The organism is Mesorhizobium sp. B2-3-14 (assembly GCF_006442175.1).
GTDB classification, from domain to species: domain Bacteria; phylum Pseudomonadota; class Alphaproteobacteria; order Rhizobiales; family Rhizobiaceae; genus Mesorhizobium; species Mesorhizobium australicum.
Window position 1 is genome coordinate 346,789 of sequence record NZ_VFVP01000001.1, and the last position, 13,427, is coordinate 360,215.

General features: G+C 65.3%; 8 protein-coding genes. 7 read left to right on the forward strand and 1 reads right to left on the reverse strand.

Features of this window, described 5'->3' with window-relative positions; genetic code table 11:
• Positions 1 to 246: 246 nt before the first annotated feature.
• The 4 genes from FJ950_RS01560 to FJ950_RS01575 all read left to right on the forward strand — a co-directional run bounded on the left by FJ950_RS01560 (position 247) and on the right by FJ950_RS01575 (position 7,637).
• Complete coding sequence (locus FJ950_RS01560) at positions 247 to 4,305, forward strand: peptidoglycan-binding protein (protein ID WP_140614749.1); 4,059 nt, start codon at positions 247 to 249, stop codon at positions 4,303 to 4,305.
• Positions 4,306 to 4,497: 192 nt separating this feature from the next.
• Positions 4,498 to 5,421 (forward strand): sulfite exporter TauE/SafE family protein, encoded by a 924-nt coding sequence (locus FJ950_RS01565; RefSeq protein WP_015319313.1) that lies wholly within the window; start codon positions 4,498 to 4,500, stop codon positions 5,419 to 5,421.
• On the forward strand, positions 5,421 to 6,209 hold the full coding sequence (locus FJ950_RS01570) for a TIGR02186 family protein (RefSeq protein WP_140614750.1): 789 nt from the start codon (positions 5,421 to 5,423) through the stop codon (positions 6,207 to 6,209). Before FJ950_RS01565 ends, FJ950_RS01570 begins: the two co-directional genes overlap by 1 nt.
• Positions 6,210 to 6,380: 171 nt before the next feature.
• Positions 6,381 to 7,637 carry an Hsp70 family protein gene (locus FJ950_RS01575; RefSeq protein ID WP_140614751.1) on the forward strand — a complete coding sequence of 419 codons (1,257 nt, stop codon included), beginning with the start codon at positions 6,381 to 6,383 and terminating at the stop codon, positions 7,635 to 7,637.
• Between the two features lie 8 nt (positions 7,638 to 7,645).
• On the opposite strand, the gene FJ950_RS01580 is transcribed toward FJ950_RS01575, so the two are convergent.
• Complete coding sequence (locus tag FJ950_RS01580; protein WP_140614752.1) at positions 7,646 to 8,542, reverse strand: LysR family transcriptional regulator; 897 nt, start codon at positions 8,540 to 8,542, stop codon at positions 7,646 to 7,648.
• Positions 8,543 to 8,820: 278 nt separating this feature from the next.
• Here FJ950_RS01580 and FJ950_RS01585 point away from each other — a divergent pair, with 278 nt between their 5' ends.
• The 3 genes from FJ950_RS01585 to FJ950_RS01595 are packed head-to-tail and all read left to right on the forward strand — an operon-like array spanning position 8,821 to position 13,424.
• Complete coding sequence (locus FJ950_RS01585; protein WP_181171018.1) at positions 8,821 to 11,751, forward strand: molybdopterin oxidoreductase family protein; 2,931 nt, start codon at positions 8,821 to 8,823, stop codon at positions 11,749 to 11,751.
• Positions 11,748 to 12,482 carry a 4Fe-4S dicluster domain-containing protein gene (locus FJ950_RS01590; RefSeq protein ID WP_140614753.1) on the forward strand — a complete coding sequence of 245 codons (735 nt, stop codon included), beginning with the start codon at positions 11,748 to 11,750 and terminating at the stop codon, positions 12,480 to 12,482. The genes FJ950_RS01585 and FJ950_RS01590 overlap by 4 nt, the downstream gene beginning before the upstream one ends.
• Positions 12,483 to 12,488: 6 nt before the next feature.
• Positions 12,489 to 13,424, forward strand: a complete 936-nt coding sequence (locus FJ950_RS01595) for a DmsC/YnfH family molybdoenzyme membrane anchor subunit (protein WP_140614754.1) — start codon at positions 12,489 to 12,491, stop codon at positions 13,422 to 13,424.
• Positions 13,425 to 13,427: the final 3 nt, after the last annotated feature.

The following is a 13,427-nucleotide window of genomic DNA, read 5'->3' on the forward strand; positions in this document are numbered from 1 at the left end:
AAGTCACGTCAGCCAACTTCCTTGCAACTTCTTAAGCTTGGTTAACGCGTTGTTTACCACGTTGGGCGAAATGTGCGCGTGTCGGCTACCCGTGGTTATCCTGTATCGAATTTTCACGGTTTTTCGGAGCGCGGGGAAACCCGGGAAGCTTGTCTTCCACCGTGGCATCGAAGCGCGGTCGCCTCGTTCCGGCAGGGACTTGGGGAGCTGGCCGCAAGCCGGCCAATCTGAAAGACGGACGCACCGATGAGCAGCAAGCGGTCCTACCTCGATACACTCAATGCCGGCAGGCAGCGCAAGCCGCAGACCACGCTCGAGCAGCTGAACCGCTCGCTGGAGACGCTGGAACAGCGCCTGGGGCAGACGCGCGAGGACGCGACGGCACGACCCGCTCCTCGCCAATATGGCGCCGAACCGCGTTACCCCGCCTCCGACCCGCGCTATCCCGCTGCGCAGCCGACGGCCCAGCAGCGCTGGTACGAGGATCCGCAGCCGGCACCGCGTGCGCACAACCCGGCGCCCTCCCCTGTACCCTTCGACCAGAATTATCAGGCGATCGCGCGTGACATCGACCGCGTGCGCGGCCAGGAAGACAGCGTCGCCATGGTCGGCAAAATCGCCGGCGAACTGCGCGGCATGCGCGAGGAACTGCGCCACCAGGTGACTTCAGGGCTGCAGCGCGAATTCGACGCGCTGCGCAAGGACATCGACCGCGCCTTCCAGTCGAACGCCAAATCCGGGACATCGGGTAAGGGCAGCGCTGAACTCGGCGTGGAATTCGAGCGGCTCTCCGGCGCCATCAAATCGCTGTCGGAGAAGAGCGACGACAGGAGCGTCAACCTGCTGCGACTGGAACTCGAACAGGTCAAGGCCGCGCTCGACACGCTGGCGCGCGAGGAGAGCGTGCAGAAGGTCGACCGCCGCTGGGACGAGTTCGATCGCCGCTGGACGGCCTTCGAGGACCGCGTCGACGCCGACCAGCGCAAACGCTCCGACGACCCCGCCCTTGCCGCCTTGACCGACCGGCTAGAGCAGATCAGCAACGCCGTCAACAACCTGCCGGAATCGCTGTCCCTGCGCTCGCTGGAGGAGAAGGTCCGCACGCTGGCCGGGGCGGTCGACCATTTCGCCAGCCAGCAGGACAATCGCGGCGGCGGCACGCTGGCCATGATCGACGAGCGGCTGGACGAGATTTCCCGCGCCATCGTGGCCTCGACAGTCGCCGCACAGGCGAATTCAATCGACCACGAAGCCTTCGAGCGCATCGAGAAGCGGATCGACTCGCTCGCCCAGCAGATCGAGGAAGTGGCGCAGGACCGTCCAGCAAATGTCGTGATCGACCGGCTGAACACGCTGTCGAGCCGGGTCGACGACCTCGCCGGCCGCGCCAACCTGCCCGAGCAGGCGATGGAACGGCTCGCCAAGCAGATCGCGCTGATCGCCGACAAGATCGATCAGGCGCCGGCCATGCCCGACGCCGACTACATCTTCCACGGGCTGGAGCAGCGCTTCGACGTGCTGTCGGGCATGATGGAGCGGCGCCAGGGCGACGCCATCGAGCAGGGCAACATGCTGTTTCGCGATCTCGAGCGCCGGCTGGACGAGGTTGCCGACCGGCTGGACCAGCGCAGCATGCCGCAGGTCGACAGTGCCGGCATCATGGACGCCATCGACGCTCGCTTCACCGCACTGGCCAAGCGCATGGAGACACGCGCTCCCGATCCCGCCGGCGAGGCGGCGATCCGGGGCCTGGAAAGCCGGCTCGAAGATATTTCAAGCCGGCTGGACGCTTCGGCGGCCCAGGTGGCCGGCATCGATCCGGCGCTGATCCGCAGCCTGGAGGCGCAGGTCGCCGGCCTGTCGGCGCATCTTTCCAAGCCCAGCACGCAGCTGCCGGACTTCGAGGACATCAGCCCACGCCTCGACGAAATCGAAAAAGCGCTGGCCGGGACCCGCGATTCCATCCTCGGCGCGGCACGTGAGGCGGCCGAGAACGCGGTGCGCTCGCTGGCCGGAACGAGCACCAATACGGCCGCGGTATCCGGCCTCGCCCAGGATCTGAAGACCCTGGAGACGCTGACGCGGCGTTCCGACGAGCGCAATTCGCGGACCTTCGAGGCCATTCACGACACACTGCTCAAGATCGTCGACAGGCTGGGCTCGCTGGAAACCAGCGACCCGTCCGAGGCGGTAAGCGAGCTGCTGGACGCGGCCTCGATCGAACCCAGTGGCTGGCGTGGCTTGCAGCGGCCCAAGATGGCCGTGAACGCACCATCCATGACCATGGACGAGCTGCCGCTGACTGGCGACATGGCCGATCTGGACGCGCGTGCCGCGGCCATAGTGCGCACCGAGCCCGGCGAGCCCGCACTGCACGTTGGAACGGGCTTGTCTCCCCGGCCGGGCACGCGCTCGCCGGCGGAAGCCGCCGCCGCCGCCGCGATAGCCGCACTCGGTTCCGACATCACCGCCGGAAAGGACCAGCCGGCAGGCCGCAAATCGATGTTCGGCGGACTGGCGCGGGCCTTCAAGGGCAAGAAGGCGGCGGATGTTCCGCCGCTGGCCGGCTCGGCGCCGAGTGCCGACATCCCGAGTGTCGATCTCGACGAGCCGCTCGACCCGAAAGTCGCCAACCGCCCGCTGGAGCCCGGCTCCGGCGCGCCTGACCTCAATGCCATCATGAAGCGCGTGCGCGACGAGCGCGGACAACCGGCCAAGCTCGGCGACAGCGACGCAGCGAAATCGGATTTCATCGCCGCCGCCCGGCGCGCGGCGCAGGCGGCCGCGGCCGAGGCCGACGCCCTGAAGCGCCAGTCGACTATGAAAGGCCCGGTCAAGGCGCTCAGGATAGGCGACCTGCTCAAGGCGCGGCGCAAGCCGATCCTGATGGCGGCGGCAGCGATCATGCTGGCGCTTGCCGGCCTGCAGCTCGGCAAGGCGTTCCTTTCGGATCCCGCCCAGGTGGCAAGCAACGACGCATCCCCGATCGTCGCCCCGCAGCCGGTTCAGACGGCATCTCTCGATGCCGCCAGCCAGCCGAAGACCGAAGTTCAGCCGACGGCGATGAACAGTGCGCCGGCCCGTCCGGCCAGGCAGGCCGAACGATCCGCGCCGGCCAGCAAGGACGATATGGCGGCGCGGACCGTCGTGGCCATGCCGTCTGACGCGATGCCGGACACAGCGCCCACGGCCGAGCCCGCTTCGCCGGTCACGTCGGCCATGGCTTCCGGCCCGAGCGCCCCCGACGCGATGGCTTCGGCCGCGCCGGTTGCTCCGATGACCGCTGCCCCGGCCATGACGGATCCGGCAGCAGCCGCCGGCGCTACGCAGGCGAGGGATGCCGATCTCCAAGCGGCCCCTGCCGCGCCAGTGGCGACCGAGGCGACGACCAACGACACGACTGGCGCCGTTGCGCCCATGGACAAGCCGGCGGCGACAGCCGCGATCAAGTTCGACATTCCGGCCGATGCCGGCCCGGTCGCCTTGCGTGACGCCGCCGCCGGTGGCGACGCCAAGGCGCTGTTCGAGGTCGGCTCGCGCTACGCCGAGTCGCGCGGCGTCAAGGAAGACATGCCGGCTGCCGCCAAATGGTACGAGAAATCGGCGGAACTCGGCTTCGCGCCGGCTGAATACCGCATCGGCAATTTCTACGAGAAGGGCATCGGCGTCGCGCGCGACATCAAGAAGTCGAAGACCTGGTACCAGCTCGCCGCCGCGCAGGGCAACGCCAGCGCCATGCACAATCTGGCGGTGCTGTTCGCCATGGCCGCCGACGGCGCAACCGACAATGAATCGGCCGCGCATTGGTTCCAGGCGGCCGCCGACCTCGGCGTCAAGGACAGCCAGTTCAATCTTGGCATCCTCGCCGCCAAGGGCGTCGGCATGAAGCAGAACCTGGAGGAATCCTACAAATGGTTCGCGCTCGTCGCCAAGACCGGCGACAAGGATGCCGCGGCCAAGCGCGATGAGATCGCCAACGCGCTGCGGCCCGAGCAGCTCGAGCGCGCGCGCGCGGCGACCGAATTGTGGAAGGCCAAGCCGCTCAACGCGGCGGCCAATTCGGTGGACATTCCCGAATCCTGGCAGGAAGGCACGCCGCAGACGACGGCCGGCATCGACATGAAGAAGGCGGTCAAGAACATCCAGCTCATCCTCAACAAGAACGGCTATGACGCCGGGGGCGCCGACGGCGTGATGGGCGGAAAGACCAAGAACGCGATCATCGCTTTCCAGACCGACAACAAGCTGCCGGCGACGGGCGCCGTCGACGAGAAGCTGGTCAAGGCATTGCTGGCGCGCAAATAACGGCAGAAGCGTCGTTTCCACGACGCCCTTGCCTTACATTTGCCTGTTAACTGATTGAGTTGTTTTTTGTTTCGGCGCGGTGACGGGGTTTGGTCCCGCTGCCGCGTCGGCGCAAGAGAAAATTGGCTTTTCGATGCGATAGTGCCCGCAGCGGCTTTATTCGCCGACAGGCAAACTGATCGAGACAGACGGGTGGGCATCTATCTCCCGATCGCGGAAATTTCCGTCAACGTCTTCGTGCTGCTGGCCATGGGCGCCGCGGTGGGCTTCCTGTCGGGCATGTTCGGGGTGGGCGGCGGCTTCCTGATCACGCCGCTCTTGATCTTCTACAACATCCCGCCGGCGATCGCGGTCGCCACCGGCGCCAACCAGGTCATTGCTTCTTCCGTCTCCGGCGTGTTGTCGCACATGAAGCGAGGGACGCTCGACTTCAAGCTCGGCAGCGTGCTTCTGGCCGGCGGCGTCGTCGGCTCAACCGGCGGCATCTATGTGTTCGGCTTCCTGCGCAGGCTCGGCCAGCTCGACCTGTTCATCTCGCTGCTCTACGTCGTGCTGCTCGGCACCGTCGGCGGGCTGATGCTGGTCGAGAGCATCAACGCCCTGCGCGCCACGCGCAGCGGCGCGGCACCGGTGCTGAAGAAATCCGGCCAGCACAACTGGATCCACCGCCTGCCGCTGAAGATGCGCTTCCGCGCGTCGAAACTGTTCGTCAGCGTCATTCCGGTGCTCGGGCTTGGCGCCGGCATCGGCTTTCTGTCGTCGATCATGGGTGTCGGCGGCGGCTTCATCATGGTGCCGGCGCTGATCTATCTCTTGAAAGTGCCGACCAATGTCGTCATCGGCACCTCGCTGTTCCAGATCATCTTCACCTCCGCCTATACGACGTTGGTTCACGCCACCACAAACCAGACCGTCGATGTGATGCTGGCCTTCCTGTTGATGGCCGGCGGCGTGGCTGGGGCGCAATATGGCGCCAAGGCCGGCCAGCGGCTGCGCGGCGAGCAATTGAGGGCGCTCCTGGCGCTGCTGGTGCTGGCGGTGGCGATCCGGCTTGCCACCGATCTGTTCGTCACGCCGCCCAATCTTTATTCGCTGTCCGGCCTGGGCCTCAACTGATGAATGGCCTGAAAGCGCTCGCAGCCGTCGCTCTCCTGTCCCTGATCGCCGCCGCGCCGGCGAAGGCGCAGACGCCGCTGACGGAAGGCATCCAGATCGGCCTTTCCACCGACGCGGTGTCGATCACCGCCGGTTTTTCCGGCGCCGACCTGACCATCTTCGGTTCGCTGGAAAATCCCGACCCGCTGGTCGCACGCCAGGGCCGTTACGACGTCATCGTCGTGCTCGAAGGGCCGCCGAAACCGGTGGTCGTGCGCCGCAAGGACCGGGTGCTGGGCGTCTGGGTCAATTTGGATTCCGAGACCTTCGAGAACGTGCCGGTGTCCTATTCGGTCGCGACGACGCGGCCGCTGCAGGACATCACCGAACCCAACAGCTACAAGCAGCTGTCGCTCGGCGCCTCCAACCTCTACATGCAGCCCGCCGAAGCCGGTGACAGCCCGGCGACGATCGAGGAATTCACGGCCGCACTGCGCGAACGCAAGGCCGCCGCCGGCCTCTACAGCGAGAATGTCGGCGGCGTGCAATTCCTGTCGCAGAACCTGTTTCGCGCTACCGTCAGGCTGGCGCCTGATGTCTCGGTCGGCACGCACAAGGCGCGCGCATTCCTGTTCAAGAGCGGCCTATTCGTCAAGGAGAGTTCGGCGCAGCTCGAAATCCGCAAATCGGGCTTCGAACAATCGATCTTCCGCGTCGCCCACGACTATTCGTTCCTCTACGGCGTGTTCGCCGTATCGTTGGCCATGGTGACTGGCTGGCTCGGCCGGCTGGTGTTCCGCAAGGATTGATGCCGCGGGAAAAGAGGGGTTCCCCTTTTCGCCGTCATGCGATAAACCGCCGCCTCCCAGCCCAGGGGCAAACACGCACATACCATTCGCCAGGAGCGGTCCGGCATCCCGATGACAGCGGCGACGCGTCGCCGCTGTTTTGCCGCCATGAAACAATGACAGGAGGCTGCGATGCATCAGGCATTCGGCGGCATTGACTTCGGCACGTCCAATTCCACGGTGGGCGTCATCCGGAACGGCAAGGCGCGGCTGGTCCCGCTGGAGGGCGGGCAGCCCACTTTGCCAAGTGCCGTGTTCTTCAATTTCGAGGACGGCCATACTTATTTCGGCCGCCGCGCGATCGGCGACTATACCGACAGCATCGAAGGCCGCCTGATGCGCTCGTTGAAGAGCGTGCTCGGCAGTTCGCTCGCCCACGAGAAGACGCGGATCAAGGCACGCCAGATCGGCTTCATCGACATTATCGGCCTGTTCATCGGTCATCTGAGGACGCGGCTGGAAGAGGACGCCGGCGGCGTGGTGGAGAGCGTGGTGCTCGGCCGCCCGGTGCAGTTCGTCGATGACGACGCGCAAGCCGACGCGGAGGCGCAAGGCGAACTCGAGAAGGCTGCCCGTGCCCAAGGCTTCAAGCATATCGCTTTCCAGTTCGAGCCGATCGCGGCGGCGCTCGATTACGAGCAGAAGGTGACACGCGAGGAACTGGCGCTGATCATCGACATGGGCGGCGGCACGTCTGACTTCTCCATCGTGCGGGTCTCGCCGGAGCGCGCGCGATCGACCGATCGCAAGGACGACATCCTGGCCAGCCGCGGCATCCATATCGGCGGCACTGATTTCGACCGGCTGCTGAGCATCGCCCATGTCATGCCACAGCTCGGCTACCTCTCCGCGACCAAGGACGGCAAGCGCAATCTGCCGGCCAGCTACTTCATCGATCTCGCCACATGGCAGCGCATCAATCTGGTCTACACCGCCAAGGCGATGACGCATCTGCGCCAGATCCGCTACGAGGCCGCGCGCGCCGACCTGGTCGACCGCTTCATCCATGTCGTCGAGCACCGCTACGGGCACGCGCTGGCGGCGCTGGTCGAGAAAGCCAAGATAGAGCTGACCGACATGTCATCGGCGGAGGTGGCGGTGAAGCTGCCGGGCGCGGCGTTCGCCGCCGGGATCACGCGCGACGGGCTGGAGGCCACGATCGCTCGGGACATTGAGCGGGTTACCGAAACGGTGGCGCAGACCATCCGCGACGCCGGGGTCAAGCCCTCCGACATCACCGCGGTGTTCCTGACCGGCGGATCGACGGCGATCCCGCTGGCAAGGCGGGAAATCCTGTCGCTGGTGCCGCGGGCTTCCGTCATAGAAGGCGATATGTTCGGATCGGTCGGACTCGGCCTGGCGCTCGATGCGCAGCGGAAGTTCGGCTGAACCTACCCCTACGTAGTCCCGTTCGCCTCCGCGGCCAGATGCGCCTTCAGCGCCATCTGGGCCAGGCTTGCCTGACGGTCGCGATGGGTAATCATGGCGAAGTCGCGCTTCGGCAATTCGATCGGCACGGCTCTCAGGCTCCCCTCGGCGACCGCGCGCCCGACGACCAGCTCCGAAATGATGGTCGCGCCGGCACCCGCCTCGACAGCTTGGCGAACCGCCTCGTTGCTGGGCAACACCAGGAATATCCTGAGGTCGGCAAGCGAAATGCCCTCGCGGCGCGCCAGATCCTCCAGCACCTCACGCGTGCCGGAGCCGCCCTCGCGGATTATCCAGCGCAGGCCGGTGATGTCGGGGCGGCCCGGCGCGGTTTCGGCGATCTCTGGATGGGAGCCGGCAACGACCAGCATCAACCGGTCGGTATCGACCTTGACGCGGCGCAATAAGTCGGACTCGGTGCGCCCTTCGACCAGGCCGAGATCGGCGGTTCCATCCAGCACGCTGGCCTCGACCTGCCTTGTGTTGCCGATAGTGACGCTAAGCCTGACCGCCGGGTAGGCCTCGTGGAAAGTGGCCAGCCGGCGCGGCAGCCAGTAGCTGGCGATGGTCAGGCTGGCGGCGATGGAGAGGCTGCCGGCGACCGTATGCGAAACATGTTCCAGGACATTGCGCGCGGCGGCGGCCCGCTCCAGCACGGCCTTGGCCTCCGGCAGGAACCGATGGCCGGTCTGAGCCAGCTCGATGTTGCGGCCGACGCGGTTGAACAGATGGACACCATGCTGCTCTTCCAGAGCGCGAATGGCCGCCGACGCGGCCGACTGGGAAATGCCCAGGAGCTCCGCCGCCTTGGTCATGTGGCCGCGCTCTGCGACGGCGACGAAAATGCGCAACTGATCCAGTGTCATGCCTGTATTAAGAACCAATATCGATCGAATTTACAAGAACAACTGATTAGACGGATCGATAGCTTTATTCTACTTTTTCGTCGGAAGTTAGAAAAAATTAGCCTGCAGGTCGCAAAGAGCAAAATGATCGGGCGGTTCAGATCCCTGCTTGCGCATTGGAGCCGCGGTATAAGGCGACGGCTGGCCGGTGATCGCTACCATCCCGAAGAACATTATATGCGCGGCCCCGGGCCGAAGACGCGGGCCAAATCCGCTGGCCGCGCGAGCACCACGGGATCATGATGCAAGGACCGCCGCGCGGCGCCAATTCAGCCCCCTCGCAACGCCCGCTTGCCGACACGCGGGCGCCCGATGAAGGCGACGGTGTCGACACCTCGCCTGATGTTTCCGACAGCATCGCCAAGACGACCTGCTACATGTGCGCCTGCCGCTGCGGCATCGACGTGCACATCAAGGACGGCAAGGTCCGCTACATCAACGGCAACAAGGATCATCCGGTCAATCGCGGCGTGATCTGCGGCAAGGGCAGCTCCGGCATCATGCAGCACTACAGCCCGGCCAGGCTGAAGAAGCCATTGCTGCGCACCGGGCCGCGCGGCTCGGGTGAGTTCCGCGAGATCGAGTGGGAGGAGGCCTTCTCGATCGCTACCGAGCGGCTCTCGAATATCCGCCGGACCGATCCTAAAAAGCTCGCTTTCTTCACAGGCCGTGACCAATCACAATCTCTTACAGGGTGGTGGGCGAGCCAGTTCGGCACGCCGAACTTCGCCGCTCATGGCGGCTTCTGTTCGGTGAACATGGCGGCGGGCGGGCTCTACACGATCGGCGGCTCGTTCTGGGAGTTCGGCGAGCCCGATTGGGACAACACGAGATACTTCATGCTGTTCGGCGTTGCCGAGGACCATGATTCCAATCCGATCAAGATCGGACTGGGCAAGCTCAAGGCGCGCGGCGCCAAGGTGGTATCGATCAATCCGTGCCGGACCGGCTACAATGCGATCGCCGACGACTGGATCGGCATCCGGCCCGGCACCGACGGCCTGTTCGTGTTCGCGCTGATCCACGAACTCTTGAAAGCCGGCCGCGTCGATCTCGATTATCTGCTCCGCTACACCAACGCGCATGTCCTGGTTATCCAGGAGCCGGGCGCGGCCGATGACGGGCTGTTCATGCGCGACAGCGACGGCAATCCGCTGGCATGGGACAGAGTGGCGAAGCGCCCGGTGAACGCCACCGATGCCGACACCAAACCGGCACTGACCGGCAGCGTCACGGTCGACGGGCGCAGGTGCCTTCCCGTGTTCCGGCTGATCGCAGACCGCTACATGGACGTCAGCTATTCGCCCGATGCGGTCGCGGAGCGTTACGGCATCTCGGCCGGAACGATCCGCCGGATCGCCGCCGAACTGGCCCATGTCGCCTTCGAGCAGGCGATCGAACTGCCGGTGGCATGGACCGATTGGGCCGGGCGCCGGCATCAGACGATAAAGGGACGGCCGGTTTCGATGCATGCCATGCGCGGCATCTCGGCCCATTCCAACGGCTTTCACACCTGTCGCGCCATCCACCTGCTGCAGGTTCTGCTGGGCACGGTGGACGTGCCGGGCGGCTTCCGCTTCAAGCCGCCCTATCCCAGGTCGGCGCCGCCCGGCCCGAAGCCCTGCGGCAAGGATGTCAGGCCGATGACGCCGCTCGACGGCATGCCGCTCGGTTTCGTCTGTGGACCCGACGATCTGCTGGTCGATGAAGCGGGTACGCCGCTGCGCATCGACAAGGCCTATTCCTGGGAATCGCCGCTTGCGGCGCATGGGCTGATGCACACAGTCATCCGCAACGCCTGGGCCGGTGATCCCTACCCGATCGACACGCTGATGATGTACATGTCGAACATGGCCTGGAATTCCTCGATGAACACCGTCGAGACCATGGCCATGCTCACCGACCATGATGAAGCGGGCAATTACAAGATCCCCTTCATCATCTATTCCGATGCCTACTATTCCGAGACCGTGCCTTTCGCGGACCTGGTCCTGCCCGACACCACCTATCTCGAGCGTCATGACTGCATCAGCCTGCTCGACCGGCCGATCAGCCATGCCGACGGGCCGGGCGACGCCATTCGCCATCCGGTCGTCGAGCCCGACCGCGACGTCAGGCCCTTCCAGTCGGTGCTGATCGACCTCGGCGCGCGGCTTGGCCTGCCCGGCTTCGTCGATGACGAAGGCTCGCCGAAGTACCGCGACTATGCCGACTACATCGTCAATCATGAACGCACGCCCGGCATCGGCCCGCTCGCAGGCTGGCGCGGCAAGGACGAAAACTCGATCGGCAAGGGCGACGTCAATCCCAACCAGTTGCAACGCTACATCGACAATGACGGGTTCTGGCACCACGATTTCACCGAGGACCAGCGCTACTACAAGATGGCCAACCGCTCCTATCTCGACTTCGCGGTGCAACTGGGCTTCATCCCCAAGGCCGAGCCGATCGTCTTCCAGCTCTATTCCGAACCGATGCAGCGTTTTCGGCTGGCCGCGCGTGGTCATGGCCGGGTGGTGCCGCCCGAAAGCGAACGCAAGCGCGTCGAGACCTACATGGACCCGCTGCCGTTCTGGTACATGCCGTTCGAGGAAGCGTCCGTCGACCAGGAAGAATACCCGCTGCACGCGCTGACGCAGCGGCCCATGCACATGTACCATTCCTGGGGTTCGCAAAATGCGTGGTTGCGGCAGATCACCAGCCAGAACCGGCTGTTCGTGCATCAGCAAACCGCCGCTGGGCTCGGCCTTGGCGACGACGACTGGGTGTGGATCGAGAGCATCAACGGCAGGGTCAAGGGGCAGATCAAGCTGGTCGAAGGGGTCAACGAAAGCACGGTGTGGACCTGGAACGCGATCGGCAAGCGACGCGGCAGTTGGGGGCTCAAGGACGATGCCGCCGAAAGCAATCGCGGCTTCTTGCTCAACCACATCATTGGAGACCAGACCTTGGCCGACGCGCAGGGCAAGCGTTATTCGAATTCCGATCCGGTCACGGGCCAGGCGGCGTGGTTCGATCTGCGCGTGCGCATCGTCAAATGCGCGGCGGAGGAGGCCGGCTTCACCGAGCCGCAATTCGAGCGTTTTCAACAGCCGCCGCATTTCGAACCCTCGCCCGACAAGCTCACTTTCGGCGCCGGGTTTCGGCAGGCAAGAGAGGCAACCGAATGACCTGTCTTCCAAGTCCAGGCGGCAAGAAGCTTGGCCTCGTCATCGACCTCGACACCTGTGTCGGCTGCCAGGCCTGCGTCACCGCTTGCAAGGAATGGAACACCGGCGGCCACATGGCGCCGCTGACCGACATCGACCCCTATGGCGGCCATGTCGACGGGGTCTGGTTCAACCGCGTGCACAGTTACGAGCACATCACCGAGATGGGGGGGCGCACGGTCAACTTCCCGCGTTCCTGCCTGCATTGCGAGACGCCGGCCTGCGTCACCGTCTGCCCGACCGGCGCCTCCTACAAGCGCGCGTCGGACGGCATCGTGCTGATCGACGAGGACAAGTGCATCGGCTGCAAATTGTGCAGCTGGGCCTGCCCTTACGGCGCGCGCGAATTCGATGGCGATGTCGGGGTGATGAAGAAATGCACGCTCTGCGTCGACCGCATCTATAACGACAACCTGGCCGAGGGGGACCGCGTGCCGGCCTGCGTCGCCGCCTGCCCCACCAGCGCCCGGCATTTCGGCGACCTCGGCGATCCCCAATCCCCCGTTTCGCAACTGGTGGCGGAGCGCGGCGGTGTCGACCTGATGCCCGAACTCGGCTATCGCCCGACCAACAAATACCTGCCCCCGCGCCCTCACACGCAACGCGCCGCATCGGTGATCGCTCCCGCGCTGGAGCCGCTACGGGCCGAGGGCGGTTTCCTTGGCTGGGTCGACCGCATGCTTTCGAGCTGACCATCCATGCATCCGGCTTTTTCGGTCGTCTTCTTCACCACCGCCACGGGTGCCGGCTATGGCCTGCTCGCGCTGCTGGGCGTGCTCGGCCCGGCCGGCTTCGTCGCGCCCGATTTCTGGCCGGGCTTCGTCGGCATGGGGCTGGCGCTCGGCCTGATCGCCGCCGGCCTGTTGTCATCGACCGGTCATCTCGGCAGGCCCGAACGGGCCTGGCGGGCGTTCTCGCAATGGCGCAGCTCATGGCTGTCGCGCGAAGGCGTTGCCTCGGTCGCCACCTTCATTCCCGCAGGCGTGTTCGGCGTAGGCTGGGTCTTCCTTAGCCGCCTCGATGGCTGGGTGGCGGCCGCCGGCGTCCTGGCCGCCGTTGGCGCCATAGCCACGGTCTGCATGACAGGCATGATCTATGCCTCGCTGAAACCCATCGCCCACTGGCACAGCCCCTACACCTTGCCCGGCTATCTCATCTACTCGGCGATGAGCGGCAGCGTGCTTCTGAACGCTGTGCTGCAAGCATTTTCTCTCGGCTCGAAAATGCTTCTGGCGGCTTCCGCGCTGCTCATTTTGCTCGGCTGGGGCTGGAAGCTGGCGACGTGGCGCTACAACGACCGGCTGGAAATCCCGACGACCGCCAACACCGCGACCGGGCTCTCCGGCGGCATGGTGCAATCCTTGGAATGGCCGCATACCGAGGAGAACTACCTGCTCAAGGAAATGGGTTTTCGCATCGCGCGCAAGCACAGCGCCAAGCTGCGCCGGATCACGCAGGCGCTGGCTTTCGGTTTGCCGATCCTGTTGCTGCTTGCCGCCTTCGCCTTGCCGTGGCCGCTCGCGGCGGCGCTATCGGCGCTGGCCGCGATCGCCCAGTTCGCCGGCATGCTGGTCGAACGCTGGCTGTTCTTCGCGGAAGCGAAGCACACGGTCATGCTCTACTATGGGCGATAGATC

What these genes read in the sequence shown, in the direction of transcription:
- FJ950_RS01575 (WP_140614751.1), top strand. Translation starts at nt 6,381, where the DNA reads ATGCATCAGGCATTCGGCGGCATTGACTTCGGCACGTCCAATTCCACG.
- FJ950_RS01595 (WP_140614754.1), top strand. Translation starts at nt 12,489, where the DNA reads ATGCATCCGGCTTTTTCGGTCGTCTTCTTCACCACCGCCACGGGTGCC.
- FJ950_RS01580 (WP_140614752.1), bottom strand. Translation starts at nt 8,542, where the DNA reads ATGACACTGGATCAGTTGCGCATTTTCGTCGCCGTCGCAGAGCGCGGC.
- FJ950_RS01590 (WP_140614753.1), top strand. Translation starts at nt 11,748, where the DNA reads ATGACCTGTCTTCCAAGTCCAGGCGGCAAGAAGCTTGGCCTCGTCATC.
- FJ950_RS01585 (WP_181171018.1), top strand. Translation starts at nt 8,821, where the DNA reads ATGATGCAAGGACCGCCGCGCGGCGCCAATTCAGCCCCCTCGCAACGC.
- FJ950_RS01570 (WP_140614750.1), top strand. Translation starts at nt 5,421, where the DNA reads ATGAATGGCCTGAAAGCGCTCGCAGCCGTCGCTCTCCTGTCCCTGATC.
- FJ950_RS01560 (WP_140614749.1), top strand. Translation starts at nt 247, where the DNA reads ATGAGCAGCAAGCGGTCCTACCTCGATACACTCAATGCCGGCAGGCAG.